At 39.3% G+C, this 25,515-nt stretch carries 24 protein-coding genes and 2 tRNA genes; 17 read left to right on the forward strand and 9 right to left on the reverse strand.

What is annotated here, in order from left to right; translation table 11 throughout:
• Positions 1–21: 21 nt before the first annotated feature.
• From rfaE2 to panC, 4 genes are read right to left on the reverse strand one after another with little or no spacing between them, the layout of a single operon-like run.
• Positions 22–453 (reverse strand): D-glycero-beta-D-manno-heptose 1-phosphate adenylyltransferase, encoded by a 432-nt coding sequence (rfaE2, locus tag FNH22_RS05150; protein WP_255517991.1) that lies wholly within the window; start codon positions 451–453, stop codon positions 22–24.
• A gap of 31 nt (positions 454–484) precedes the next feature.
• Positions 485–1,519: a lysylphosphatidylglycerol synthase transmembrane domain-containing protein gene (locus tag FNH22_RS05155; protein WP_143397267.1), complete on the reverse strand. Its 1,035-nt coding sequence runs from the start codon at positions 1,517–1,519 to the stop codon at positions 485–487.
• Positions 1,520–1,522: 3 nt separating this feature from the next.
• Positions 1,523–1,873 (reverse strand): aspartate 1-decarboxylase, encoded by a 351-nt coding sequence (panD, locus tag FNH22_RS05160; RefSeq protein WP_143397268.1) that lies wholly within the window; start codon positions 1,871–1,873, stop codon positions 1,523–1,525.
• Positions 1,863–2,714, reverse strand: coding sequence for a pantoate--beta-alanine ligase (panC, locus tag FNH22_RS05165; protein WP_143397269.1), 852 nt, complete (start codon positions 2,712–2,714; stop codon positions 1,863–1,865). Before panC ends, panD begins: the two co-directional genes overlap by 11 nt.
• 116 nt (positions 2,715–2,830) lie before the next feature.
• On the opposite strand from panC, the gene FNH22_RS05170 reads away from it, so the two are divergent.
• From FNH22_RS05170 to glmS, 3 genes are read left to right on the forward strand one after another with little or no spacing between them, the layout of a single operon-like run.
• Positions 2,831–3,637 carry a glycogen/starch synthase gene (locus tag FNH22_RS05170; protein ID WP_143397270.1) on the forward strand — a complete coding sequence of 269 codons (807 nt, stop codon included), beginning with the start codon at positions 2,831–2,833 and terminating at the stop codon, positions 3,635–3,637.
• Complete coding sequence (locus tag FNH22_RS05175; RefSeq protein WP_143397271.1) at positions 3,621–5,021, forward strand: DUF4270 family protein; 1,401 nt, start codon at positions 3,621–3,623, stop codon at positions 5,019–5,021. The genes FNH22_RS05170 and FNH22_RS05175 overlap by 17 nt, the downstream gene beginning before the upstream one ends.
• A gap of 3 nt (positions 5,022–5,024) precedes the next feature.
• Positions 5,025–6,860, forward strand: a complete 1,836-nt coding sequence (gene glmS / locus FNH22_RS05180; protein WP_143397272.1) for a glutamine--fructose-6-phosphate transaminase (isomerizing) — start codon at positions 5,025–5,027, stop codon at positions 6,858–6,860.
• Between the two features lie 21 nt (positions 6,861–6,881).
• On the opposite strand, the gene FNH22_RS05185 is transcribed toward glmS, so the two are convergent.
• A complete protein-coding gene (locus tag FNH22_RS05185) occupies positions 6,882–8,249 on the reverse strand; it encodes an exonuclease domain-containing protein (protein WP_143397273.1) in 1,368 nt (455 codons plus the stop codon).
• 108 nt (positions 8,250–8,357) lie between these two features.
• Here FNH22_RS05185 and FNH22_RS05190 point away from each other — a divergent pair, with 108 nt between their 5' ends.
• From FNH22_RS05190 to FNH22_RS05220, 7 genes are all read left to right on the forward strand, one after another.
• A complete protein-coding gene (locus tag FNH22_RS05190; protein ID WP_143397274.1) occupies positions 8,358–10,034 on the forward strand; it encodes a glutamine--tRNA ligase/YqeY domain fusion protein in 1,677 nt (558 codons plus the stop codon).
• A 93-nt stretch (positions 10,035–10,127) separates the two neighbouring features.
• A tRNA-Gly gene (locus tag FNH22_RS05195) sits at positions 10,128–10,203 on the forward strand.
• A gap of 114 nt (positions 10,204–10,317) precedes the next feature.
• Positions 10,318–10,402 (forward strand) — tRNA-Leu (locus FNH22_RS05200).
• 624 nt (positions 10,403–11,026) lie between these two features.
• A complete protein-coding gene (locus FNH22_RS05205; protein ID WP_143397275.1) occupies positions 11,027–12,358 on the forward strand; it encodes a hypothetical protein in 1,332 nt (443 codons plus the stop codon).
• Between the two features lies 1 nt (position 12,359).
• Positions 12,360–13,373, forward strand: a complete 1,014-nt coding sequence (locus tag FNH22_RS05210) for a hypothetical protein (RefSeq protein ID WP_143397276.1) — start codon at positions 12,360–12,362, stop codon at positions 13,371–13,373.
• 41 nt (positions 13,374–13,414) lie between these two features.
• A complete protein-coding gene (locus FNH22_RS05215) occupies positions 13,415–14,122 on the forward strand; it encodes a hypothetical protein (RefSeq protein WP_143397277.1) in 708 nt (235 codons plus the stop codon).
• 11 nt (positions 14,123–14,133) lie between these two features.
• Positions 14,134–15,234 (forward strand): hypothetical protein, encoded by a 1,101-nt coding sequence (locus tag FNH22_RS05220; protein ID WP_143397278.1) that lies wholly within the window; start codon positions 14,134–14,136, stop codon positions 15,232–15,234.
• A 5-nt stretch (positions 15,235–15,239) separates the two neighbouring features.
• Here FNH22_RS05220 and FNH22_RS05225 read toward each other — a convergent pair whose 3' ends face one another.
• The 3 genes from FNH22_RS05225 to FNH22_RS05235 all read right to left on the reverse strand — a co-directional run bounded on the left by FNH22_RS05225 (position 15,240) and on the right by FNH22_RS05235 (position 17,020).
• Positions 15,240–15,479 (reverse strand): tyrosine-type recombinase/integrase, encoded by a 240-nt coding sequence (locus FNH22_RS05225; protein WP_255517992.1) that lies wholly within the window; start codon positions 15,477–15,479, stop codon positions 15,240–15,242.
• 349 nt (positions 15,480–15,828) lie between these two features.
• Positions 15,829–16,302 carry a carboxymuconolactone decarboxylase family protein gene (locus FNH22_RS05230; protein WP_143397280.1) on the reverse strand — a complete coding sequence of 158 codons (474 nt, stop codon included), beginning with the start codon at positions 16,300–16,302 and terminating at the stop codon, positions 15,829–15,831.
• On the reverse strand, positions 16,283–17,020 hold the full coding sequence (locus FNH22_RS05235) for an SDR family oxidoreductase (RefSeq protein ID WP_143397281.1): 738 nt from the start codon (positions 17,018–17,020) through the stop codon (positions 16,283–16,285). Before FNH22_RS05235 ends, FNH22_RS05230 begins: the two co-directional genes overlap by 20 nt.
• A gap of 102 nt (positions 17,021–17,122) precedes the next feature.
• Between FNH22_RS05235 and FNH22_RS05240 the strand changes: the two genes are divergently transcribed.
• From FNH22_RS05240 to FNH22_RS05270, 7 genes are all read left to right on the forward strand, one after another.
• Positions 17,123–17,467, forward strand: coding sequence for a helix-turn-helix domain-containing protein (locus FNH22_RS05240; RefSeq protein WP_143397282.1), 345 nt, complete (start codon positions 17,123–17,125; stop codon positions 17,465–17,467).
• A gap of 446 nt (positions 17,468–17,913) precedes the next feature.
• Positions 17,914–18,936 (forward strand): toll/interleukin-1 receptor domain-containing protein, encoded by a 1,023-nt coding sequence (locus FNH22_RS05245; RefSeq protein WP_143397283.1) that lies wholly within the window; start codon positions 17,914–17,916, stop codon positions 18,934–18,936.
• Positions 18,937–19,299: 363 nt separating this feature from the next.
• Positions 19,300–19,866 (forward strand): hypothetical protein, encoded by a 567-nt coding sequence (locus tag FNH22_RS05250; RefSeq protein WP_143397284.1) that lies wholly within the window; start codon positions 19,300–19,302, stop codon positions 19,864–19,866.
• Between the two features lie 127 nt (positions 19,867–19,993).
• Positions 19,994–20,533, forward strand: coding sequence for a hypothetical protein (locus tag FNH22_RS05255; RefSeq protein ID WP_143397285.1), 540 nt, complete (start codon positions 19,994–19,996; stop codon positions 20,531–20,533).
• Between the two features lie 344 nt (positions 20,534–20,877).
• On the forward strand, positions 20,878–23,784 hold the full coding sequence (locus FNH22_RS05260) for a DNRLRE domain-containing protein (RefSeq protein ID WP_143397286.1): 2,907 nt from the start codon (positions 20,878–20,880) through the stop codon (positions 23,782–23,784).
• 22 nt (positions 23,785–23,806) lie between these two features.
• Positions 23,807–24,301 carry a hypothetical protein gene (locus tag FNH22_RS05265; protein WP_143397287.1) on the forward strand — a complete coding sequence of 165 codons (495 nt, stop codon included), beginning with the start codon at positions 23,807–23,809 and terminating at the stop codon, positions 24,299–24,301.
• Between the two features lie 106 nt (positions 24,302–24,407).
• Positions 24,408–24,806, forward strand: a complete 399-nt coding sequence (locus FNH22_RS05270) for a hypothetical protein (RefSeq protein ID WP_143397288.1) — start codon at positions 24,408–24,410, stop codon at positions 24,804–24,806.
• A gap of 83 nt (positions 24,807–24,889) precedes the next feature.
• Here the strand turns inward: FNH22_RS05270 and FNH22_RS05275 are convergent, their stop codons facing one another.
• Positions 24,890–25,417 carry a tyrosine-type recombinase/integrase gene (locus FNH22_RS05275; RefSeq protein ID WP_143397289.1) on the reverse strand — a complete coding sequence of 176 codons (528 nt, stop codon included), beginning with the start codon at positions 25,415–25,417 and terminating at the stop codon, positions 24,890–24,892.
• Positions 25,418–25,515 lie beyond the last annotated feature (98 nt).

The raw sequence follows: 25,515 nt of genomic DNA on the forward strand, positions 1-25,515 counted from the left end.
GATTGTATTTCTCCTTTCTTTTTATAGATTTTTGATCTTGTTAATAATGCCGGAGGTAGAATAGCCAGGTACCAAAGACACCGTTTTCACCTCTCCACCATTTGAGATTACAATATCCGCACCAACGATATTTTCTGCCAAATAGTCATCTCCTTTTACGAGAATGTCCGGTTTTAGTTCTTTTATAAGACTATAAGGCGTATCATCGGAAAAGTGCACCACCATATCCACAAATTCCAGTGCGGCAAGCATTCTGGCTCTTGATATTTCATCTGTTACAGGCCTTTCTTCTCCCTTAAGTTTTCGTACAGACTGGTCCGTATTTAATCCCACAACCAGACGATCTCCAAGGTTACGTGCTTTTTCCAGGTAATCAATATGACCTAAATGTAAGATGTCGAAACATCCATTGGAAAAAACTACTTTTTGACCTGCACCCTGCCATTCATTCATCCGTTTTTTGGCTTCTTCCAGGTATTTTATTTTACTTGCCGTGCTCACTTTTATTTCTATAATACTGACTAAGAAAAAGAGACAATGCTCCGAAAAGGATGATGATCGCTGTCTGCCACCCATGAAGTATAAACGTATAAGCCACAGCAATGTCCTGCTCCAGGCCATATAATATTACCAACCCCAATGGCACCAGCACATGGTAGCTGCCTGCCCCACCCGGTAGTGGTATGGCCATCGCTATGCCTCCAATAACAAATATGGTGAGAGCGGCCAGCAAACCAATAGTGGAAGTCTCCGGAAAAGCCATGAGAATGAAATAACTCATAAGATAGTATAACACCCAGATCAATAATGAATAGAGGATGAAATTAACTTTACTATCCAGCCTGAAAATAACCAATACACCACTCTTTACCCCCTTGAAAGCCTTTCTGGATTTAGACAACAATTTCAACGTAAAGTACCGGTGTGATTTATAGACGTAATAAATAACGAAGAAAAGACCAAGCGCAAACAAGGCAACACCTATAAATAACGTCATTGAACCACCTTCTTCAGAAGGGGCCGTTTCATCAAGGTTTATTTTCCCAAAGAAGTATAACAAATTGTCCAGCTGGACTAAAAAGGATGTGCCTATTAGTAATAATAAAAATATCAGGTCTATTACTCGTTCTGCTACCACAGTACCGATAGATATATCTACCGGAGTTTTATTCAGACGATACAAGGTATAACAACGCGATACTTCTCCTCCTCTCGGAATGGCCAGGTTAATAAAGTATCCTACCATTACAGAGATGAATCCATCTCTGAGGCTTAAAGGATGGTTCAGGGGTTTGAGCAGAAGCTTCCATCGTTCCGCCCGTACAACATGACTGAGTACGGCTGCTATGGCTGATAACATGAGGTAAAGTTTATCAGCTGATACCCAGGCTTTCCCTATAAATTCCCGTTTACTTTCCCCTTCGGCAACTTCTATGTTTTGAAAGGATATCCATAGAAGTGTCCCTGTGACGCCTAACATCACTATGTATTTAAGGACATTCACAGCCTTATTGCTCATAACCTATAAAGGTAACTTGTTGTTAGCATCAGGAAAAATGACCGTAGGCTTGAATACTTTGGCCTCCTCAAAATCCATATGAGCATATGATATAATAATGACGATGTCACCTACCTGGGCCAGCCGGGCTGCGGGGCCATTTAAGCAGATCATGCCACTGCCCCGTTCTCCGGTGATCACATAGGTTTCCAGACGCTCACCATTATTGATATTCACCACCTGCACTTTTTCTCCTTCTATGAGATTTGATGCGTCCAGCAGATCCTGATCAATGGTGATACTACCCACATAGTGCAACTCGGATTGAGTAATTCTTACCCGATGTATTTTTGATTTTAAGACTTCAATATTCATTATGTATGATCACATTATCAATAAGCCGCACAGCACCTAAGTATCCGGCAATACACAATGCTACGGACTTCTTGCCTTTTATGCCATCTATCTTTTGTAATGTCCATGTATCAATGAGTTCAAAGTATTCCAGTTCTGCTTTACTTTTTTTGAAAAAATCTTTAACCTCCTGTCGAACAGTTTCTACTTTCATACCCTGCTTTATGAGCTCTTCACCCCTCTTTAATGAAGCATAAAATATGGTTGCTTCATTTCTGTCACTTATACTTAAACGCCTGTTTCTTGACGATAAAGCCAGTCCATCCGGTTCGCGAACAGTAGGAATGCATCGCAACTGTACATCAAATGACAGGTCGTTCACTAATCGCTGGACAACCGCAAACTGTTGAAGGTCTTTCTGACCGAAGTAAGCGCTGTCCGGCTGCACAATGTTAAGTAATTTAGCAACCACTATACCCACACCATTAAAGTGGCCAGGGCGAAACTGTCCCTCCATGGTATGCTCAAGATTGTCAAAATTCAGGACCAACCGCGTTTTTGTCGGATACAATCCGTCTCTTTCCGGAGCGAAAACAACATCATTTCCCCGGCTTTCCAACAGCGCTATATCTTCTTCAAATGTATTAGGGTACTTATGCAGATCTTCAGAGTTGTTAAATTGTAACGGATTAACAAAAATACTTGTAACTACTGCATTATTTTCCTTACGGGCGTTTTCTACCAAAGATAAATGCCCGTCATGTAATGCTCCCATGGTGGGCACGAGACCTATCGTGGCGCCCTGTGCTCTCATACTTTTTAACCATGCCTTGAGGTGTTTGATTTGCCTAAATAACTGCATTTGAGACCATTCAAGAGGCCGCAAAATTATGTTTTTTAAAAACACTTAATGCGGATTAGAGCTAAAATTTTAGTACTTTTGTGGATTAATTTTTTGTTAATCAAATCCGTATCAATATGTCAAAACTTCGTATTCTATATGTAGCCAGCGAGATCAATCCGTTTTTACAAACTTCCGAAGTTGCAGATTTCGTAAGAAAGTTGCCTCAGGCAATGCAGGAAAAAGGAATGGAGATCAGAATATTGGTCCCCCGGTTTGGATTGATCAATGAGAGGAAGAACAGATTACATGAAGTTGTAAGATTATCAGGTATTAACATTGCGGTGGGTGAAGAGGAAAAGCCATTAATTATTAAAGTGGCCTCTATTCCCAACGCCAAATTACAAGTCTATTTTATTGACAACGAGGATTACTTTCATCGTAAATCCGTCTTTCACGATAAAGAAAACAAATTTTATGAAGACAACGATGAGCGGGCAATATTTTTCTGTAAAGGCGTTATAGAAACCGTAAAAAAACTTGGATGGGCACCGGATGTTGTGCATTGTAATGACTGGATGACCAGCCTGATACCTTTATATTTAAAAACCACCTATAAGAACGACCCTTTGTTTAAGGAAGCCAAGACCGTATTTTCAGTATATAATACCAGTTTTTCACACAAGTTTGACAATGACTTAATTGAGAAAGTGAAAATGATGGATATTGAAGATAGCATGCTGGCAAACTTACAAACAGCCGATTTCAATGGTTTTATCAAATTAGGGGTAGAATTTTCTGACGCTGTTATCAAAGCAGAAGACCATCAGTCACTGGATGGCTTGTTTGGAGAGCTAACAGAGGAAAAGAAAATAGAAACCATAGAGGACAACGAAAATTTTACAGATTCATACTATAATCTATATAATGAACTTGTGGGCTAAAAGGCTTGGGCTGTGTATCTTCTCAGCCCTCGCATTTTTTTCTTGTGAAGAAGAGAAAACAATAGGGTTACCTCAAGATGACAACTTGGGGGTTTTTTTTGTAGAAATACCACTAAAAGATTACCTGGGCCAGGTTTGGGTTGACGATCTTGAAGCAGATAATAGTGGGACACTCATTGCCGGAGAACATCAGGATCCGGAGTTCGGTACGATCCGTTCTACGGCTTATACCCATCTGGTACCTCCGCTTAGCAGGGTGGGTTTCAGTGATACACTCGTTTTTGACTTTGTAGGTGCTGAAATGGTCCTTAGAATTACAGACGCTTTTGGCGATTTAGAGGGAAGCCCTGCCGTTGAATTAGGATTGTACCAGTTGTCTGAGGTAATTTCCAGCGATGTTGACTACACCAATTCGAGTAACGTCGCCGCAGACCGGAAAGTGGGAAGTGCAAATTTCAACTTTGTTTCCGATTCATTAGGGCTGGAGTACACACCGGAATTAGGTATTGACCCCACACTTTTTGATACGGATAGTGTATATTTCTATAACACTCGTTTTGATCTGGACCCGGTGGTCTGGAAAGAGATCTTTGACAATCACATTACCTTATTAAAAGACGATGAAAATGTAGCTGATGACAGTGTTTTCACTGTGTTCAGCAACACTGTAAAAGGATTTAAGATAGTACCAGAAGCAGGTAATACTTCCCTGGTCTATTCAAGTACCAACCCACAAGGGGAACGGATCAATAATATTGTCAGGTTTTTTTACAGGGATAATGACTCTAACCTGGATACTTTATTTTATTCATTTAATACGTTCGCATCATTTAATGAGGTTTCTCCAAATGCTAACTCAGGCTGGACAAATGGCCGATTCAGCACCATTACTTCCAGTTATGACCCTGTAGTATTGGATGACCCTAATGTATATATCCATGCAGGAGCTAATTTATTTGCATCCGTCGACCTGGCGCCATTCTTAAACTTTGCAGATACTATTCCCTCAGGAGTTGTTGTACAAAATGCTCAACTGTTTATAAATGGTGACTCTACCTTACTTGACAAAAGATTTAGAACTCCTGCAGGACTCAGCGTCACATTGACTTCGGATGAAGAACTGGAAAGTTCTGAATTTTCGGTCATTCCCAGCGGCACCTTGTTTGGCCCGGGTAGTCCATTCGCTGAAGTACCGGTAAATCTTACTTACGACAATGACTCTGTTAACGTGATTACAACACCTATCTATTTGAAGGAAGTAATTACAGCCGGAACAGATTTAAACAGGGTCATACTTAAAAGTGCTTTTGATAGAGAATTAAGCCGGGTGATCATTCCTAAAGATTCTATCTTCCTGAGAGTATTTTATAATTCAATTGACTAAAATATGTGTGGTATAGTAGCATATGTAGGGTCTCGAAAGGCCCACGATGTGATTATTAAAGGCCTCAAACGCTTGGAATACAGAGGCTATGACAGCGCAGGCATCGCTTTGTTAAATGGTGGATTGAACATCTATAAAAAAAAGGGGCGTGTTGTTGACCTCGAGAATACGCTTGAAGAAGAGAGCCTTTCCAGTACTATAGGCATAGGCCATACACGGTGGGCCACACATGGAGAGCCCAATGATGAAAATGCCCACCCACACTATTCTTTTTCTAAAAAACTGGCCATTATTCACAATGGTATCATTGAAAACTACAGCTCGCTCAAACAAGATCTGTTAAATAAGGGGTATACGTTCCAAAGTGATACCGATTCCGAAGTCTTTATTCACTTTATAGAAGACATACAGAAAAACGAAAACTGCACATTGGAAGAAGCCGTTCGGCTGGCCCTGACCAAGGTAGTAGGTGCTTATGCCATTGTGATCATGTCTCAGGACAATCCTAATATGTTGATCGCCGCCAGAAAAGGTAGTCCATTGGTCATTGGAGTCGGGAAAGACGAATTTTTCCTGGCATCAGATGCAACACCCATTATTGAGTATACAAATGAAGTAGTCTATCTAAACGACTATGAAATAGCCATAATAGAAAACAATGAGCTTCGCTTAAAGAATACCCAGGACGTACCCAGCACACCCTATGTCCAAACCCTTGACATGGAGTTGGAGGCCATCGAAAAAGGAGGTTACGAACACTTCATGCTGAAGGAGATCTTTGAACAGCCAAAATCCATCAGCGACTGTATGCGAGGGCGTTTAAATGCGAATAGTGGCAGGTTAGTACTGGGAGGTATCCGGGAATATGCAAATAAACTTGTCAATGCCGACAGGATCATCATGGTGGCCTGTGGCACTTCGTGGCATTCCTGCCTGGTAGCAGAATATTTTTTCGAAGAGTTCTGCAGGATACCTGTAGAGGTAGAATATGCGTCAGAGTTCCGTTACAGGAACCCTATCATCAACGAAGGAGATGTAGTGATCGCCGTGTCCCAATCGGGTGAAACAGCAGATACGCTGGCAGCGATTGAATTAGCCAAATCCAAAGGAGCAATCATTTTTGGTGTATGTAATGTAGTAGGTTCTTCTATTGCAAGAACATCACATGAAGGGGCGTATACACACGCAGGCCCTGAAATAGGAGTGGCATCTACCAAGGCGTTTACGGCTCAATTGACCGTTCTTAATATGATCGCTATGAGAGTAGCCCAGAAAAAGGGAACCATAACGGAAAGAAGGTACCATGAGCTACTGGTAGAAATGGAAAACATCCCTTCCAAAGTAGAAAAGGCGCTCACACTCGATGAAAAAATCAAAGATATAGCAACTTTATTCCAGGATGCACGTAATTTTCTGTATCTGGGCAGAGGATACAATTTCCCCGTAGCACTGGAAGGTGCTTTAAAACTCAAAGAGATCTCATATATTCACGCTGAGGGCTATCCGGCCGCAGAAATGAAGCACGGGCCTATAGCACTTATAGACGAAGAAATGCCCGTTGTTTTTATTGCTACCCGTGACAGCTCTTACGACAAAGTGGTATCCAATATCCAGGAGGTAAAGGCCCGTAAAGGAAAAGTGATCGCAGTAGTGACTGAGGGAGATGCACTTATCCCCAAAATGGCAGAATTTGTGATCGAAGTCCCTAAAACAGATGAAGCTTTAATGCCATTGGTATCCGTTGTTCCATTACAGCTGTTATCATATCATATTGCGGTTATGAGAGGGTGCAATGTGGACCAGCCAAGAAACCTGGCAAAATCTGTCACAGTGGAGTAAAGGTTTTTAGGATTTTTAATATTATTCCAACGTAATAACCTCAGCTTCAGGACTATTGATATAGCTTTGAAGATATCGGTCTATCTCAACAGTGGTTTTGTAGTGCTCTACGATAGTTTTTACCTGGTCCAGGTGCTTTATGCCCAGACGTTGATGGCAGAAACCAAATCCTTTGTAAGCTCCTTTTTCGACCAAAATAACAGAGTTTTCATCCAAATAACGGCCTGTTCCTACAATGGCATACGAATGATCATCAGTACTTAACGTTTCTATTAACTCTTGTACCCGATGATTGTATATGCCAGGTTCTTCGGCGCCGATACATGCCCCTTTGCAATTTCCTTCGTCCAGGTCGTAACAACGCTCTGTGGTTTTATGTATACCGCATAATCTGGGACAGAGATCATATTCTTTGGCTTTAGCAATTAGAAAATGCCACGCATCAGCATGGGTATTGAACACAATCAGTCCTTGCATTCCCTTCATTAGCTTACCTACATTGATATGCTGGTAACCCAGTCTGTCTTCATATCGGTATAAGGTCCATTGATTCTGGACATATTTTTGAGAACGGTTGTACTTGGGCCAAAGCCGTTTTATCTCCTGCGATTCCAGTACCAGGGCTAATAACTCATTTCCCGTCAGTTCATATTGAATATGGTGCACCTCATTACGTATATACTGGTTTCGCGGGTCTTTAGAGCGCCCTGAAAAATGCCCGCTGATCCGGCGTTTAATGTTTACAGCTTTTCCCACATAGATCACTTCACCTTTATCATTCAGAAAATAGTAAACTCCGGGCGATTCCGGCAGCGCATTAAACTCCTGCTTAGGCAAATTTGGAGGAAGTGTGGTTTCTTTTGACCCCTTGTGAAGCGCAATCTGTACAAACTCAGCGTTTTCATTCAGGAGTTTTTCAAATAAAATGGCCGTAGCCTCAGCATCTCCTGCCGCCCTGTGCCGGTTCTTTATCGGTATTTCCAATTGTTCGCATAAATTACCCAAACTGTAGGATCGAAGTCCCGGAAATATACCCCGGCTCAGCCGTACGGTACATAGTCTTTTTGGGCCAAGCTCCAGGCCTGCTTCTTCCAGTGCGGTTTTTAAGAAGGAATAATCGAAATGGACATTATGTGCTACGAAAACTTTGTCCTTGATCAAGTGATGTATTGCCTGGGCTACCTCTTTAAAAACAGGCGCCGTGGCTACCATATCATTCGTTATGCCTGTGAGCCCTGTAATATACTCCGGTATTATTTGCTGTGGGTTGATCAGTGTGACATAGCTGTCCACAATACTCTCACCATCATGGATATAAATGGCCACTTCCGTGATCTTATGCTTTCCGGCAAAGCCACCTGTAGTTTCAATATCAACTATGGCATACATACTCCTAATTTAACAAATAGGTGTTTAACCACCGGATAGTTGTAAAAATTTTGCAATGAGTTCATACGGTTTTTCCCTAACATTGTGAACTGTTTAAATCCGGTAAGTATGAGCGACACAGAGAGCAAAGAGCCTCTAAATTTCATTGAGCAAATCATAGAAGAAGACCTTAAAAACGGCAAACACGGAGGGGTGGTCCATACTCGATTTCCTCCTGAACCAAATGGTTACCCCCACATAGGGCATGCAAAATCCATTGTGTTAAACTTTGGACTGGCGGAGAAATATGGCGGAAAATGCAACCTGCGTTTTGATGATACCAACCCGGAAAAAGAAAGTTCCGAATATGTAGAAGCCATTAAGCGAGATGTAGAGTGGCTTGGATACGAATGGCATGGAAACGCCCTGTTTGCTTCAGATTACTTCGACCGGCTTTATGAGTGGGCGACAGAGCTAATCAAGAAAGAAAAAGCCTATGTAGACGATACCCCGGTGGAACAGATTCGGGCAGAACGTGGTACGCCTACAGAGCCTGGAAAGGAAAGTGCGTATAGAAACCGGTCCGTGGAGGAAAACCTGACACTCTTTTCAGAAATGAAGGATGGTAAATATCCCGACGGAGCTAAAATATTACGGGCCAAAGTTGATATGGCTTCCCCTAATATGCACATGCGTGATCCGATCCTTTATCGTATCAGACATGTAGAGCATCATCGTACAGGAAACAGCTGGTGCATCTACCCAACATACGATTTTGCCCATGGACAATCTGACAGCCTGGAAGAGATCACACATTCGCTCTGCACATTAGAATTTGAGGTACATCGCCCACTGTATAACTGGATCATCGAACAACTGGAGATATTCCCATCACGCCAAATAGAATTTGCACGGCTCAACTTAGGGTATACTATTGTCAGTAAGCGAAAGCTACTCCAACTGGTAGAAGGGGGTTACGTAAGCGGTTGGGATGACCCACGTATGCCTACCCTATCCGGGATACGACGTAGGGGATATACGCCGAATGCCATCAAGAACTTTATTCATAAAGTGGGAATTGCGAGAAGAGATAGTATCACAGATGTGGCACTATTGGAATACAGTATTCGCGAGGACTTGAATAAAACGACCAATCGTGTTATGGGCGTGCTGGACCCTGTTAAATTGACCATTACCAACTATCCTGAAGACAGAGACGAAGAGCTGACTGCCATCAACAATCCTGAAGATGAAAGCGCCGGTACCCGCAAGCTTCCATTTTCGAACGAGATATTCATTGAACGTGCCGACTTCATGGAAGACCCTCCCAGAAAATTCTTCCGGCTGGGCCCCGGACGTGAAGTAAGACTTAAATACGCCTATATTATTAAGTGTGAAGATTTCAAAAAAGACGGAGATGGTAATATTACAGAGATCATCTGTACCTATGACCCTGATTCCAAAAGTGGTCAGGATACCAGCGGAAAGAAAGTGAAAGGTACATTGAGCTGGGTTTCAGCAAAGCATGCGGAGACAGTAGAAGTGCGGCTTTATGACCGTTTATTTAAAACCGAAAACCTGAATGAAATCGAAGATGATTTTTTGAACCATCTCAATACCGATTCATTGAGTACATTGGATAATGTAAAAGTAGAGCCTTCATTGAAAAATGCACAAGCGGGTAGTCGTTTTCAATTTGAGCGTCAGGGTTATTTTGTAGTAGACCAGGATTCTGGTGATACTAAAAAAATATTCAACAGAACTGTTACGTTAAGGGATAACTGGGCAAAACAATCCCGGAAATAAGAGAAGAAAAATTGATAACAGTATTGCAAATTAAGCTCCCTTACTTAAATTTGCAATCCAATTGGAAAACGAACAACACTGTTTGTTTCTCAAGCGAGAGTAGCTCAGCTGGTAGAGCGCAACCTTGCCAAGGTTGAGGTCGCGGGTTCGAACCCCGTCTCCCGCTCCATTAGTAAACAAAATATGCCGGACGGGTTCCGGCATTATTGTTTGAGACATGTTCCTGATTTAACAAAGGAATAACAGTCAGAAAAGTCTGACTCGCCAGATATTTAAAATAGTTGCCCGGGTGGTGGAATTGGTAGACACGCAGGACTTAAAATCCTGTGGGCATTGCGCCCGTGCGGGTTCAAGTCCCGCCCCGGGTACACTGATTATCAATCAGTTAAGAGCTTCAAGAATTTCTTGAAGCTCTTTTTGTTTAGGCTTGGTTTAAACATAGTTTAAACATTTTGACAGCTAATATCCTGAAAACCTTCGTTCGCATTCCATCTCAATAATTAATAGCATTAGATTCACTAAGCAGAATGAATACCGAAATTTCTATTTTGAAAGATTCTGGAAATAAAGGGTATCACTAGTTTCGGTCATAACGACAAAAGTTTCATGACCTCTAACCTACCTTAAAATGTAGTTAGTCGAGTAGGTAAAGATGAATTATACCCCTAAACCTCTCAATTGTAATCTTTGTGATCTTTACAATTTGTTTCTTCCTCTCTGCCGCTTTTGCGTTTGGATATATATATGGGCAACGGAATGGATATGACAAGGCTATAGAGGAGTTACACGAAATGGCGGGGCGTACAAGAGGAAATGCCTAAAGGATCAACTGATATAGATCTCGATGTAAGTTTTTACTCGAAATATAACTAAATTTTTTGGCGAAAAAATAAGATTATATCTATCTTATATAGTAAATATAGATAGGTACATTGTTTGGTTTGCCACTAAAATATATAAGTTGTATAATCCTTTGGCTTTCAAGCCTTTTCATGTCGCCCACGCAGGGGCAGATGCTTGCTATCGAAACGCCTCGTCCCTTTTCTTTTGAGACATATGGGATGGAGAGTGACTTTTACAATTCACCATCTATACCAAATAGTGTAAGTCAGATTAGTACTTTTCCCGATTATACGAGACAAGGTGGATTGACTCGCCATCAAGTGAATCTTCAGAGTGTAGAAAATGATATTAAGGCGTATAATGATCGAAAAGCTCAGACAGCCTCATTAATGGCCGAAATAGATCAAGCAATGTCTGCTCGCTCTATTAACTACACTTTCCCTAATCTCAATAATGATGCAAGACATCAAAGATTTGAACGCGCTTTAGATCAATTGTCGCTCATGTTAGATGATCAACAGCCTCTAGACATTACGAAGGCCGTATCAATCGTAGAAAATGCTTATGACCCAAGTGTCACTTATCAGGACTTGAAAAGACAAGTCCAAAATCTCGCGTTTCTCAGTGATTACATCTTAAAAACAAAAGGCTTACCAGAAGGCGATAACCTCTCCAAAGTCATGTCAATGTTTCATGTCATGGCGGATACAACGACTATCACGCTTGAAGGTCAAGAATTTGAGCAAACCTTTTATCCCTTACTCTATGATTTTGATGACCCTTGGGGACGACAAGACTATTCTAAAATGTTTGTATCCAAACTCCTTCGCTTTGGAACGGGCAATTGCAATTCATTACCACGCTTGTTTCTGATGGTCGCAGAAGAGCTTAATGTTGATGTGTCTTTGGCCTTTGCCCCTAATCATTCTTATATCAAGTTTCAAGATCGCTATGGAGAATGGCATAATATTGAACTTACCAACCAGATGCTTACCACCGATGATATTATCATGGAAAGTGGTTGGGTGAAGGCAGAGGCCATTAGAAGTGGTATTTACATGAATCCTTTGACCAAGAAAGAGATTATTGCACAATCGGTTAATGATCTGGCTCTAGCCCATGAGAAACTTTTTGGGCCAAGTGAGTTCTCTCTGCGATGTGCAAATTTGGCCTTAAAGTACAATTCAAAGAGCATAACTGCGCATCAAATAAAGGCCAGTTATCACACCAGTCTTTTGCGCTATGTGGTTGAGCAATACAACCAACAAAAGCGCTCCAAGACTGCTTTTTTTCAAGATAAAAAGGCTATCGCAATCAAGTCAAAGATGGAGACGGATTATCAAATCATAGATGACTTGGGGTTTTCTGAAATTCCGGAAGAGGTTTATAATCAATGGATAAAAGCCATGGATAATGAAGGAAATAGACAGGCCAGTCGAACACGACAAAGAGAAATGCTAAATTCACTTAACAAATACTGACATGAGACAATCGGTCATTGCATTAACTACGATCATGTTACTCATAATGAGTACTTCATACAGCCAACAACCTTTTGAAAGGCTTGGATACACTGTACCGATCTCAACCTTGAGCCAAGGAAAATATAGTGAGGATTTTACCTCAGACTCTCTCGTTCAGGTTGGCAGTGTTATGCTCAATCGTGTGACTGGCAAAATCGTTTCTTTTATCACCTATGATACGATGTATTCTGAACACTCTCTTGATCCACAGCTAATCAGCAGATTCATGTCTCAGGATCCGTTGGGAGAGAAGTTTTATCCACTTTCACCTTATAACTATGTAGCGAACAATCCGATTCTATTTGTTGATCCAGATGGGCGTGAGCTTGTGGTTTACTTTAAAGGTAAAGGATCGAATACTAAATTTATTAACCAGATTAACGCCATGTTTGACGGCCAATTTAAACTTACATTTACCCAGTTTAAAGACGGTGATGGCAACGCGGTAAAGGGAAAGTACACTGTTGGTATTCAGGCTACTGAAGATGGGGGTGATGTCAGCAAATTAACTGAAGGCCAACAGGCGTTTTATAAAGGGTTCAAACAAGTAGTTGATCACTCTGTAAGAGTTGATTTAGATGTATTTAACGGTAACAGTAAAGTCGATGTTGGTAACTACCAAAACAATGCTTTAGATGTCGGTGACACCGAGCAATTTCCTGAGTATGATGCAACAAAGTATGAACAACAAGGCCCAACCCAAGGCGGAAAAATAATTCATGAAGTGAGAGAGCAGTTCGGCAAGGCTCTTGACGGTAGGAAAAAGGGTGATTGGAGAGGTTATAATTCCAATCATAGTCGAGCCATTGGATGGGAGAATTCTGTGAATGGCAACACACGGTTAGGAGATGGTGGAAACATTGATTCAGGTGTTATTCAACAATTCAAGCTTAAGAATGGTAGTGTAGTTAAATACAAGATAATTGGTCATCAATCGCAGGAAATTCTTATCGTAAAACCTCATAACAAATGATATTCAGATATATCTGCATATGCTTGTTTGCTCTTGTTTTCATGAGTTGTGATAAGCAAACCAACACTATTGAAGGTGAATATCATGGTTTTTTTTATGAGACATGGTACAGGGTTAAATTAAGATCTAACAAGGAATTTGAGTTTAAAATTGAAGGGCATCAGGGTGATGGGAGTGGGTTTGGAACCTATGAGATCAGCAACGATACTTTGACTTTCCACTTAGCAGAAGGAAGCCAGCCCTTCAGTATGGACATAGAAGGTGAGAAGTATCTTATTGAAAATGATTCTTGCCTCATCAATATATGGACAAGGCTAGATTTGTGTAAAAATGTTCCTCCCGATCAGGAATGGTCGAGTAGCAAAAGGAGTATTTATTATCCTTACAAGAAGCCTGTTAATAACGATGTGCGCGATGAAATGAATCAGGCTTTGTTTAGTGCTCTAAACGTTGAAGATGTGAGGAGCTACATGCCTGATACAGTTGATCAAGTTATTTTGAAATCATATCATGAAATTTCTGGTCAAGAAGGTTTTACCCTGAGTCAATTTGGGAAGCCTGTAATGGTGAAAACTGAGCTGGAAATTAAACAAGAGGGTCATGGAAGTTTTCTAGAAATTATGGATATCAATATTCAAGACGATCAGATGTTAATGTTACTGGCATACGGACAAACCTATCTTAACTATGCAGTTAATTTCACGAAAGTTGAAGACGGCTGGGAAGTTGAAAGTACAAAGGTTTATTGATACTCTTTCTGATGAATAGTAGATCAGTTTTATTGATCATAATCTTAAGTGTGTTTATCGGTCGGATCAATACCCAAGCGCAGAAAGTTTCTACCAATAACAGATTATATAACGAGGCATTTGATCACCTAGCTGGAATGCTAAGTGGAGAGATTGAGATTAGTCTTAAAGATGCCGTATATCAAGTCGAAAATGCCTATCTCGATGATAATTTGAGTTATGATTCATTTAACCTCTCAATTGAATATTACACCAATATTGCCCGATTATTTTTAGAAAAGTCCGAACTGGACTACATGGGTGATGATAAAGAGAATATCAGGAAGAATGGAGCCATATTTACAGTAATGACTGCTAAGGAGAATATCTATTTAAAAGATGATTACTACCTCATGCCAGATCCTTTTCTGTACGATTTTGATGATTTCTGGGGTGAAAGAGATTGGACTAATATGTTCGTTTCCAAATTACTCAATACCCATAGCGGCAATTGCCACTCACTCCCACTTTTATATAAAATTCTGGCAGAAGAATTAGAAGCCAAGGCCTATCTTTCTTTTGCACCAAACCATACCTATATCAAGGTTAGGTCTCAAAACCCAGAAATTGGATGGTATAATACTGAGCTTACCAGTGCAACCTTTCCAATTGATGCTTGGATTAAGAGCAGTGGTTATGTTCATCTCGATGCAATCAAGAACGGGATTTACATGGATACGCTCTCGAAAAGCCAAGAAATAGTGATGTGTATGATTGACTTAGCTAAAGGTTATGAAAGGCATTTCAAGAAACCGGATGACTTAGATTTTTTAGTTCAATGTGCTGATACAGCACTGGCATATTATCCAAACTATGTGAATGCGATGCTTTTGAAAGCTGAAACATTGAAGAAGAAATTTGAGGCCATAATGGATAAGGAAGGAGCAACTTACGCTAGTCAAGTTCTTTCGATAGATGAAAACAAAACACTCTTTGAGCAAATGGAAACTTTATACGCCAAAATCTTTCGTATGGGGTATCGCACGATGCCTAAAGAAATGTATGCAGAATGGCTTAGTGATCTAAACAAACACGCTGATAAGTATACTAATAAAGCATTGAACATTGATTAAATATCTCATGGACTTGGCTTCTTGTAGCTTGCTTTAGTGATTTTAGAGTTAATCTCATCAAACAAGTTTTGCTGTATCAATCCTGCATAATGTTTCTCTGTTACTTGTACAGATGAATGACCGAGACCTTTGGAGAGTTTGCGAATATCAATTCCTAATTGCAAGCCAATATTCATCCAAGTGTCACGGAAGCTGTAAGAACGTACCCTCTTGTATATGCCTGCCATAGTCGCGATCTCTTGGATATGTTTATTGAACCATCCAAGGCGGTCGTTCTTAACCTTAAAATGTAGTTAGTCGGAGTAGGTAAAGATGAATTATACCCCTAAACCTCTCAATTCACACTGCTCTTATTATGCAGTCGCTGTAATCTGAAAAATAATAATCAAAAGATCGGTACATGTCCTCATACGAAAGGGTAGATATAGGTTGTGAATTTTGAAATGCTACTTTCAATTGATTGCCATGAAATTAAGTACTTAATAAGTGGATAATGAGCATTGTAAAATCTCATTTAAGCTATTTTAAGTGCTATATTTAGTGTTGGTAATAGGGTGTTCCTGTTGTCTGGCAAAAAAAAACCAACCCAATAACCTAATCTTTTCGTTCCTCTATAACGGATTTTAAAATCATCATTGCATTCAATACTTCTGGGAAACCATTATAAGGTAAGGTTTGTAAAATCACATCTTTTATTTCATCTGCTTCCAAGCCAATATTAAAACCTGAATTTATATGAAACTTTAGTTGTGGTAGAGTGTAACCCTTTGTTGTAAGTGAAGCTATTATTATTAGCTGTTTATCTCTTTTTGACAAACTACTCTTTTCATAAATATCACCATATCCGAATGTTACAATGTAATCTGAAAGTTCTGGTGCTATTTCGGAAAGATTATCTACAATATTTTGGAATGCGTTAGAATCTAAAGCATTCAGATTTTCAATCCCTTTTACATATCTAGTTGAATTTGTTTGTGTAGAATCAAGTACAACTTGACCAAGCACGCATTGACCAAACAAAAAACATATTAGGCTTAATAAAAAGGGCTTATAAAGTTGTACCACCATCTACGATAATTTTTTCATTTCGTAACACTCGAGATTTATTCGATAGGAGAAACTCTACAATGGGAGCAATATCTGTTGGTTGAATGATTCTACCAATTGGCGATGTTGAAGAGAAATATTCTAATAAATTATTAATTGCTTCATCAGTCATTCCAGACTTTTTCTGAATTGGACTTTCGGTTACGCCAGGGCTAACAATATTTACTCTAATTCCTCTATCTGCAAGTTCAATATTTAGAACTTTAGCTATACTTTCCAAAGCTGCTTTACTTGCAGTGTAAACACTTGTGTCAGCAAAAGACTTAAAAACAACAATTGAAGTATTTAATACAATGCTTGAGGGGTTGTTCAAAATAGGTATGAATTTTTGGACTGTAAAAAAAGCACCCTTGAAATTAATATTCATTGTTTCATCAAATAATTCTTCGGATGTTCCTTCAAAATTAGATGCTCTAAAAACACCTGCGTTGACGAACAAACCATCAATATTTCCAAATTGATTTTTGACTTTTATTACTAATTCATCAATATCACTTAATGAAGATGTGTTCGATAAAAAGCCAAAGCAGTTTTGCCCTAATTTTGAAATAGCACTATCCAAATTTTCTTTAGTTCTTCCTGTTATTATTACTCTATAATCTAAATTCAATAGATATTCAGCACAAGCAAATCCAATCCCTGTTGTTCCACCTGTAATTACAATTATTTGTTTATTCATCTTATAATTTCTTTTCGCAAAAAAGAAAAATAACTATATAATTGACAAGTACTTACTTTTTAGTAAGTTACTAACCAGCAAGTCGGAAAAGCACGTTTTGATATGAAAACAGAAGAAAAAATAATTAAAAAAAAATATCAACAAGCCAAAGAATGTCCAATAACGATATTTATGGAACAAATTGGTGGAAAATGGAAACCTGTAATTATTTGGCTTTTAATTTTAAACGAAGTAATGCGATTTAATGAATTGGATAAAGCAATTGATGGAATTAGTCAAAAAATGTTATCACAACAATTAAAGGATTTAGAAAAATTGGATATTATAGATAGAAAATCTTACCCGGTAATTCCACCAAAAGTCGAATACCGATTGACTGATAAAGGAAAGTCTTTGAAAGAAAATCTGACTAAAATAATGGAATGGAGCAATCAAAATCTGAAATAGCTTGCGCAAGCTAATGAGTAGACGACCGTGAGCCATAAGCCCACAGCCTTCCCCGTACTCGGATACGGGGGTGCACCTCCACATACTTACGCAGAAACTTCAGCATTGGCGCCACCACTCAGCGTACTCGCAACATGAAGTCACCTATATATGTTTCGCAGGTTTATGTCTGTAATAAACCAGATGTTCCACCACTTGACCCTACCCAGGCACTTTAGTGATAGGTGAAGCCCTTGGGAAACAGTATGCTGGTTAAAAGTATGGATATGGATTGTGAATTTTGAAATGCTACTTTCGATTGACTGCCATGAAATTAAGTACTTAATAAGTAGATAATGAGCATAGAAAAATCTCCTTTACACTACTTTTAGGGCTATATTTAGTATTGGTAATAGGGTATCCCTGTTATCTGGATGTTATAGGCAAATTAATACAAACAGAAAGTTATGAGCGAACAATCAGAAGGAAAAGAAGAGCAATCAAAACTCAAAACAGCAAGTTCGTTGGTTTTTATAAGTCATGATACCAGAGATGCTGAAATTGCTGAAGCTTTTAGTGTATTATTAAAGAGAGTAAGTGCTGGTGTTCTCAAGTCTTTTCGTTCTTCTGACAAAAAAGGTAATCAAGGAATTGAATACGGCGTTGAATGGTATCCAGAAATAATTAAGAACATTCAGAACGCAACTGATGTAGTTTGCTTACTAACTCCGAATAGTGTTGATAGACCTTGGATTCTATTTGAAGCGGGAATGGCCAAAGGAAAGCTGAATACTCCTATTTTAGGAGTTGCAGTTGGGCTAACTCTGAAAAAAGCTTCAAACGGCCCATTTGCACAGTTTCAAAATTGCAGTGGAGATGAAGATGCATTATGCAAGCTCGTTTTTCAATTGGTTGACAGAATACCCAATTCTGAACCAGATGAGGAAACAATAAAATTCCACGTTCAAAAATTCATCGCATCAATTGACGAAATTTTCTCAAAAAGAAAAACCGATACGGAGGATAACCATGTTGTGGAATACAATGAAAATGATACTCCTAAACTATTTGAGGAGATTAAAGTCATGTTCCAAGATTTACCTTCAAGAATCGAAAGTAGAATTGATCCCGAATACAGAGATAGAAAGAGAAGAAGGAGGATTCATCCAAGGATGATTGAAGAATTATTTCATATGACTCCTAACCCTACAATTGGAATATTAATGGCTTTAGCGCTGGTGAAAGACAAAATGCCTTGGTTGTATGAACTTGGAACAGAAACATTGAGAGTAATAAAGTCAGATATTTCATCAAAAGAGAAAGAAAAAGCTATAATACAATTTGAGGAAATGGTTGAAATGACAAACCATCATCCTATGATGGAAGAATTTTTTATGTCGAACTCCAAAGAGGATTATATAATATTTCGGGAGTTACCAAGAATGTTAAGAAAGAGCATGCACAAATTAATGGATGAAAACCTTGATTAAAAGGAGAACTGCCAACACATAGCCCTGCTAAATTTTTAAGATTACCCTTTAGAAGTTATAAACAACTCCCTTACTTCTACATCCCAGATTTTAGTGATTTCATAGAACGTATCAACTGATGGTTGTATGTCACTAGTAACCAATGGGAAACAGGAATTATTATACCCTGTTGGTCAAAAGCATGGATATGGGTTGTGAATTTTTTAAACGCTACTTCCAATTGATTTCCATGAAATTAAGTATTTAATAAGCGGATAATGAGCATAGAAAAATCTCCTTTAAGCTGTTTTAAGTGCTATATTTAGTATTGGTAATGGGGTGCTCCTGTTATTTGGATGCTATATGCCACAAAATCCTACAACAATGTTTAATCAAAAAAAATCTCTTGAAGTTTATTCCGCTGCAAAAGCTACTATTATGGAAATAGGGAAGTCTAAAGAGGAAGTTTGGGACTATTTTGCTTTAGCATTTAAAGAAACGCCCGACAAATATTTGAACCTATCCTATAATGGCTATCCTTTTGAAATTGTAAAGGGTGTCAAAGACATAATTGAAGTTGGTAATGTTTATAAAAATTATGATAACCGCGACAGTGTAAATTATTTCGAAATCACTGATTGGGGTCCATATACATACTTCTCGTACAATGAGAACCATGAATCAACCAATGCTGAAGCAATAAGCAAACAGGAACCTGGAGGAAATAGAATGGAATTTTTCTTCAAAGATCATTACGAAGGAACCATTGTTGAAATTCATCGCAGACAACAAGGAACTGTAACTAAAAGAGAAATGAAGGAGGTAGCTGATGGTGCACGAGTCTTACTCTCAAGTATTTTGAACAACTATTACAACAAACTAGGTCAACATCCTCACAGCATGCATATTGAACTAAATGACTCTCTGAAAACCACTAATGGAATGAAGTGATAAGGCATATAACAAACACTATAAGCTATCTGAGCTATTTGCAAGGGCTGATACGATAAGATACTTTTCTAGAAATTTGAAAAGTCCAGCTTACGGATGATAGTTGAACGTTAGACAGCACTACCGCATGATCAAAAAACTCATTTCTATCACAATACTCGGGACTATTTTAGCTTGTGAAACTCAAAAACCAAACCCCTTGATAGGATCATGGGGTGAGTGCCGAAGGGATGGTACTTACAAGGAATATAAGATCAACAAACATTACACGACTACATCTGTATCAGATTTTCAGAATCATGATTATGACAATGGAATGTCATTTTACAAATGTCACATTCTGGATGGCATGTTAATTGTAACTCAAGGAATTAATGTGGATTTGATAAATCCACCAGAAACACTTCGCTTTGAATTCATTACCTATAATAAAGTAATTCTTAAAAATTCATACGGCACTTCCGAACTAACAAGAATAGAGAATGAAGGACATATCGTTGATTCAATTAATCTAGTAAACTGGCGCGAGTCTTATCTAAAAGCTTTCCTTCAGAGATCTGAACAGGCGGACTGTCCTGATGTACGAACGGACGAGGAAAAAAATCCTCTTATTGAACTTGGCGAAGTTGAAGATGATTTTGAAGAATTAACTGAAATCGAAGAGTAAGTAGCTCACTAACATGGTATATAGCGCATGTGTGAACTGAGCGTCTAGCAAGTTTATAAACACTTAACTGTTTAGCTGCTACTGTGAATTTAATGTGCCTTTATATCGGCAGGCTAGAAGATTTTAATCTCTGAATCGTCATGTATAAATTTCGAGCATTCCATATAACTCATTGTTGATCAGCCCAATACTGTTTTCCTTGATCTAAGTCTCCTTTTATTCTGATCTCTGTCAGCATCTGCCAATTTAGAGACTTTACTTTTGTTAAGATTCTTATGTCCTAACTAGCAATATCAATATTGTTGAAGTTTCAATCTTATTGTTTTGTTGACCTTATTACCACTATGAAAACTACCCTACTAGTATTTTGCTTCTGTTGCTCTCTATTTGCCTTTGGACAAACCACCATCACCATCGATGGTAGCAATGGATTAGAGGATGTTGTTGTACGTCGTTATGCAAAACCTGGGAATGAGCACATGGCCGATCAGAATTATGAAAACTATCAAAGAATAAGTGCCACAGCCTGGACTGCCTCAGGCTTCCAAACACTTTTTAGATCTTTCATGAAGTTTGATCTAAACCAGGTTCCGGCGGAATCAACGATTATCTCAGCCGTACTATATCTGTACAGTGACCCTACTGTAACATCCACAAGTGCTTACAATGGAAATAGTCAATTGAGTGGTTCCAATGCGATCAGTGTTTTTCGGGTCGTCAACTCGTGGAATCCGAGCACAATTACCTGGAATAATGCTCCGTCTGTTGATGTAAATGGTATGGTCAATGTTGGTTCGTCGACTTCAGCTACGGAGAACCGCCAAATTGATTTGACATCTCTGGCAAGTGATTGGCTCAATAACCCAACCAACAACTATGGGATTTCCTTTCGACTAGTAAATGAAGTGCATCATCGTTCCCGAAATTATGCAAGTACTGAACATCCAAATACTACCATTCGACCTAAATTAGTAATAAGCTATACAGGTTCTTCAAGTTCTGATTCGGATTGTTCTTCCGAAAGATTGGATTCGGCAGCAATTGTAAATCAGCCATGGTTTGGTAATAACGCGTTTTTAGAGAATTATATTGCTAATAGCCCGGATTACAGCGGGCCAAGGGGAGGGGTTCCGGTAGCTCGAGCAGGAGTCAATGCTACCTATAATATACCTATATACCCGATTATTTATCGAAATTCGGATGGTACCAATCAAAGCATCGATTTATTTCGGATGCAAAATGTCATACAATCCGTTAATCAGATTTACTTAGATGCTGGGACTGGTATTCGGTTTTATATTAACTCAGAACCTGCCTATATCAACAACACGAATTATAATACAGATATTGACAACCATTTAGAATCGAGTACAATGATGTACCGCCATCGTCCTTCTAAGGCCTTTGGTGTACATTTTATCCATTCGTTGGGAGATGAGGATTTCGGCGGTCGGGCACAGCGCTTGTTTGCCAAGTATAACAATGCGCTTACCGTTGGAACACGTTCTGTATCTGATTTAGCCAGTACACTAGCACATGAGTTGGGTCACAACTTAGATTTGGATCATACTCACGACCCCGGAAGGTATTTTTGGGGACTTTCTGATCGTGATAACGGAGACTTACCGACTTGCTTTCAGGAATCAGTGTCACGAACAAGAAAACAAGGTGCTCTTTGTGTTATTTCGTGGCTGGGAGGCAACCCCAAAAAATGTGAAGTGAACAGCGACCGACTATGTGATACACTGGCAGACCCCGGTCAGTCCGGCAAAGTCGATACTGCTTGTGTTTATACAGGTGGGGGAAAAGACCATTGGGATGCTGCCTGGGACCCCATGACAGACAATGTTATGTCCTATAGCAGAAGAAAATGTCGGCTTTCTTTCACACCCATGCAGATAGCGATCATGGACATTACCTTGACCGAGTTCCTGAATGAACGAAACATACGTGATATAAAAGTCGATCAGTTTGAACCGAACAATTATTTCTCCTCACTACTTCCGACAATTGCCCTGGGAAATACACAGAAACACGTCCTCACTCCAAGATTTAATTTCACTGAACTGAGTGATATAGATATCACCCGGTTTACGGTGACACAGACGGATGTCTTTCGAATTGAAACTGCCCAGGCCAACGGAAGTGGTACCATTGATACACGAATAAAGCTCTGGAGAGGTGAGATTTTGCTGGGTTCTGATGCCGTTCAGAACTTGACGCTGGTTAGGTCAGATGATAACTCGGGTGCCGGAAGCTATTCTAAAATGGAATTGCAACTGACGCCTGGCGATTACTTTGTTGAAGTCGAGTTTATTTCTCCGACATCACTGAGTAGCCCTGGGAATGAACCAGAATATCTACTTTCGGTGATCCCAAATATTTGTAATGAATTTGCGGAAAATGCTGCGAATTATACAACTGTGGCTCCTGAGAACGTCTGTGAGGGAACAGGATCACTTGTTACTATTGCTCCGAATCCTTACCCTTTAACAACCTCCTGGAGTTATGATTCACGTCTACAACTCAGATATACCACAAGCTCTGAAGCAACTACTTCCGCAAGTTTCATGGCACGTACTGGACGAAGCGGGCCTTCATGGGTTCGGGCTACGATCTCCAATGGGCTTTGTACTACTGATCTAAATCAAACCTCTATTGATTGGGTAGGTATTCCACCAACTCCTATTATCAATGGGCCTTCTTCCGGCTGGTTAATGCTACCCCACACCTTCGAAACGGATCCAATCCCCAATGGAAGTTTTACTTCTCTTGACTGGATGAACGGTACAGATTATACTGTCTTAGATCAAGGAATTTCAAGTGCTGGCAGTGGTATGTCAAAAGGTCACGCGGAAATTAGATTTAGTCCTCTCCCTCCCCCTTTTACTTCTCATTTAATATTACTTATGCAAACCAATGATTGTGGATCAGTTATGGGCAACTACACATTTTTTGGGAGCCAACTCTTTCTTAGCCGATCCGCTGATCAACTACATATTACATTGGAAGGAGTAGATTTACAGCCGGCGTCTTCGTTAAATAGGGAAGATGTAGGTGTGGTAAGTTCAATCGAAGATCAAACCAAACACAACACCATAACTATTAAAAATGAAACAGGATTAACTTTAATCCATGATTCATTTCAAAAAGAAGGCTATTACTTTAATGCAAATGGTTTGAGTGGTATGATTTTCATTTACATCCTATATAATGGAGAAGAAATCATGTATAAAGTAGTATTGAATTAGATCAAAAAAAATCTTAAAAACTATGAAGTGGCTATACCTAATAACATGTCTAAGTCTTGTTTCTTGTAGCGGTGGCGATGATTGTGCTGACGAGCCCTTTGAATATACCGATATATTTATTCTCCTTCAAATCAGGACAGAATCCGGGGAAAATGCTTTGTTTGGGCCATTTACCGGGTTTGATAAACTTTATAATGTTGAAGATGTCCGCTTTTTTACACCGACAGATACCCTTCCCATTGTAGAACTGGACTGGTCAAAAGACTGTGGGTATTCATTAGGCATACAACCCTTCAATGAGCGATACTTCCCTGAGTTAGAGGTGCTGGAGCAGAATGAACTGACCCTTTATTTATCTTATGGGGATGGGGATGTCGATACTGTAGATGTCTATTATGATATTTTTTTGAAGGGCTGCATTGTCTATGAGTTGGACTCCATTCATTTTTCAATGAATGGCGTGCCCGGCACCTACAGTCAGACATGTTTACGATACACATTGACAAAGGAATTCTAGCTACCGGACATGAGAAACTATGCATTATTATAATGAAATGTACAATGAACTACAGGGAAGTATTATACAACTTATCTTTAAAAATTAAACGATTAAGCAAAAAACGATGCAATACTTTACGTTACTACTATTGATGACAATTGGTTTCGAAACGGCTGGCTATGCTCAGGATTCGACCAGTTTAGACAAGTCAAATTTCTATAGTACGGTTTTAGCAGACAAAATCTGTCTAGCCATAGGGGATGAAACTAAGCATACTCAAATAGTTAAGATCATGGACAAGCGAATTAAACGGCTGTCTAAGGTCCAGGATAAATTCACTACCAGTAAAAGTAATTTCATGCAGGATCTGGAAACGATTAACAGTGAAATCTTTGATGAACTGGAAATGATAATCGGAAGAGAGAAATTCTCAAATTTTCTTAAATACCGAGCTCAATTAAATGGAAAAGAAAGGTCAGACCGAAGTGAAGATTCATTGGAAGACTTGCTTTTGAAGTTGTAAATGGACAACAGCTTTCCAAAGACTATTCTCTCGTCTCAAGGAGCTCTCTTCCATCGGGCTGTTATTTATAGATATTACTTAAGCTAAAATCCGATGACAGTCTCCAGTGCTTCATCTGTATCCTTATGAACAAAATTACCTTGATAACCTATTGTCGTAGTCAGGCTCGTGTGTCGGTAAAGCTTTTGAAGCATTTGTGGAGATACCTTATCCCCAGCAATATTTCCGAAGCTGTGCCTGGAAATATGCATGGTCACCTTCTTATCAATTTTAGCAAGGCTGGCTATTTGTTTTAAATAATAATTGAACTTCTTATTAGCCGTACGGATTTTAGCGTGGACATCTTTTTCATCATCAATATTCGCTTTTTTCAATTCGGGAAATATAAAGTCATCTTTTGCTCTTTTGTCCCTTGAATAATAGTTTAGTATTTCGATCACCTTAGAAGGTAGCTTTAAAGAATCCACTTTGTTGTTTTTGCCCATTTTATACACCAGACGGTTATCACTGATCTGATTCCATTTCATACGAAGTACATCTGACACTCTAACACCAGCAAGATAAAATGAGAACAAGTAGATATTCCTAGTACACCGTTCTTTAAATATCATATCAAATAATAATCAAATCATCCATTTTGTATTTCCATTTGAATACGACGGGTTCTTCATTGATGGCACTTATTCCCTGGTAGATTCTTTCGATCAGT

Origin of the sequence: Fulvivirga sp. M361, from assembly GCF_007097395.1 — a bacterium.
Taxonomy (GTDB): Bacteria; Bacteroidota; Bacteroidia; order Cytophagales; family Cyclobacteriaceae; genus Fulvivirga.

What these genes read in the sequence shown, in the direction of transcription:
- rfaE2 (WP_255517991.1), bottom strand. Translation starts at nt 453, where the DNA reads ATGAATGAATGGCAGGGTGCAGGTCAAAAAGTAGTTTTTTCCAATGGA.
- FNH22_RS05155 (WP_143397267.1), bottom strand. Translation starts at nt 1,519, where the DNA reads ATGAGCAATAAGGCTGTGAATGTCCTTAAATACATAGTGATGTTAGGC.
- panD (WP_143397268.1), bottom strand. Translation starts at nt 1,873, where the DNA reads ATGAATATTGAAGTCTTAAAATCAAAAATACATCGGGTAAGAATTACT.
- panC (WP_143397269.1), bottom strand. Translation starts at nt 2,714, where the DNA reads ATGCAGTTATTTAGGCAAATCAAACACCTCAAGGCATGGTTAAAAAGT.
- FNH22_RS05170 (WP_143397270.1), top strand. Translation starts at nt 2,831, where the DNA reads ATGTCAAAACTTCGTATTCTATATGTAGCCAGCGAGATCAATCCGTTT.
- FNH22_RS05175 (WP_143397271.1), top strand. Translation starts at nt 3,621, where the DNA reads ATGAACTTGTGGGCTAAAAGGCTTGGGCTGTGTATCTTCTCAGCCCTC.
- glmS (WP_143397272.1), top strand. Translation starts at nt 5,025, where the DNA reads ATGTGTGGTATAGTAGCATATGTAGGGTCTCGAAAGGCCCACGATGTG.
- FNH22_RS05185 (WP_143397273.1), bottom strand. Translation starts at nt 8,249, where the DNA reads ATGTATGCCATAGTTGATATTGAAACTACAGGTGGCTTTGCCGGAAAG.
- FNH22_RS05190 (WP_143397274.1), top strand. Translation starts at nt 8,358, where the DNA reads ATGAGCGACACAGAGAGCAAAGAGCCTCTAAATTTCATTGAGCAAATC.
- FNH22_RS05205 (WP_143397275.1), top strand. Translation starts at nt 11,027, where the DNA reads ATGTCGCCCACGCAGGGGCAGATGCTTGCTATCGAAACGCCTCGTCCC.
- FNH22_RS05210 (WP_143397276.1), top strand. Translation starts at nt 12,360, where the DNA reads ATGAGACAATCGGTCATTGCATTAACTACGATCATGTTACTCATAATG.
- FNH22_RS05215 (WP_143397277.1), top strand. Translation starts at nt 13,415, where the DNA reads ATGAGTTGTGATAAGCAAACCAACACTATTGAAGGTGAATATCATGGT.
- FNH22_RS05220 (WP_143397278.1), top strand. Translation starts at nt 14,134, where the DNA reads ATGAATAGTAGATCAGTTTTATTGATCATAATCTTAAGTGTGTTTATC.
- FNH22_RS05230 (WP_143397280.1), bottom strand. Translation starts at nt 16,302, where the DNA reads ATGGTGGTACAACTTTATAAGCCCTTTTTATTAAGCCTAATATGTTTT.
- FNH22_RS05235 (WP_143397281.1), bottom strand. Translation starts at nt 17,020, where the DNA reads ATGAATAAACAAATAATTGTAATTACAGGTGGAACAACAGGGATTGGA.
- FNH22_RS05240 (WP_143397282.1), top strand. Translation starts at nt 17,123, where the DNA reads ATGAAAACAGAAGAAAAAATAATTAAAAAAAAATATCAACAAGCCAAA.
- FNH22_RS05245 (WP_143397283.1), top strand. Translation starts at nt 17,914, where the DNA reads ATGAGCGAACAATCAGAAGGAAAAGAAGAGCAATCAAAACTCAAAACA.
- FNH22_RS05250 (WP_143397284.1), top strand. Translation starts at nt 19,300, where the DNA reads ATGTTTAATCAAAAAAAATCTCTTGAAGTTTATTCCGCTGCAAAAGCT.
- FNH22_RS05255 (WP_143397285.1), top strand. Translation starts at nt 19,994, where the DNA reads ATGATCAAAAAACTCATTTCTATCACAATACTCGGGACTATTTTAGCT.
- FNH22_RS05260 (WP_143397286.1), top strand. Translation starts at nt 20,878, where the DNA reads ATGAAAACTACCCTACTAGTATTTTGCTTCTGTTGCTCTCTATTTGCC.
- FNH22_RS05265 (WP_143397287.1), top strand. Translation starts at nt 23,807, where the DNA reads ATGAAGTGGCTATACCTAATAACATGTCTAAGTCTTGTTTCTTGTAGC.
- FNH22_RS05270 (WP_143397288.1), top strand. Translation starts at nt 24,408, where the DNA reads ATGCAATACTTTACGTTACTACTATTGATGACAATTGGTTTCGAAACG.
- FNH22_RS05275 (WP_143397289.1), bottom strand. Translation starts at nt 25,417, where the DNA reads ATGATATTTAAAGAACGGTGTACTAGGAATATCTACTTGTTCTCATTT.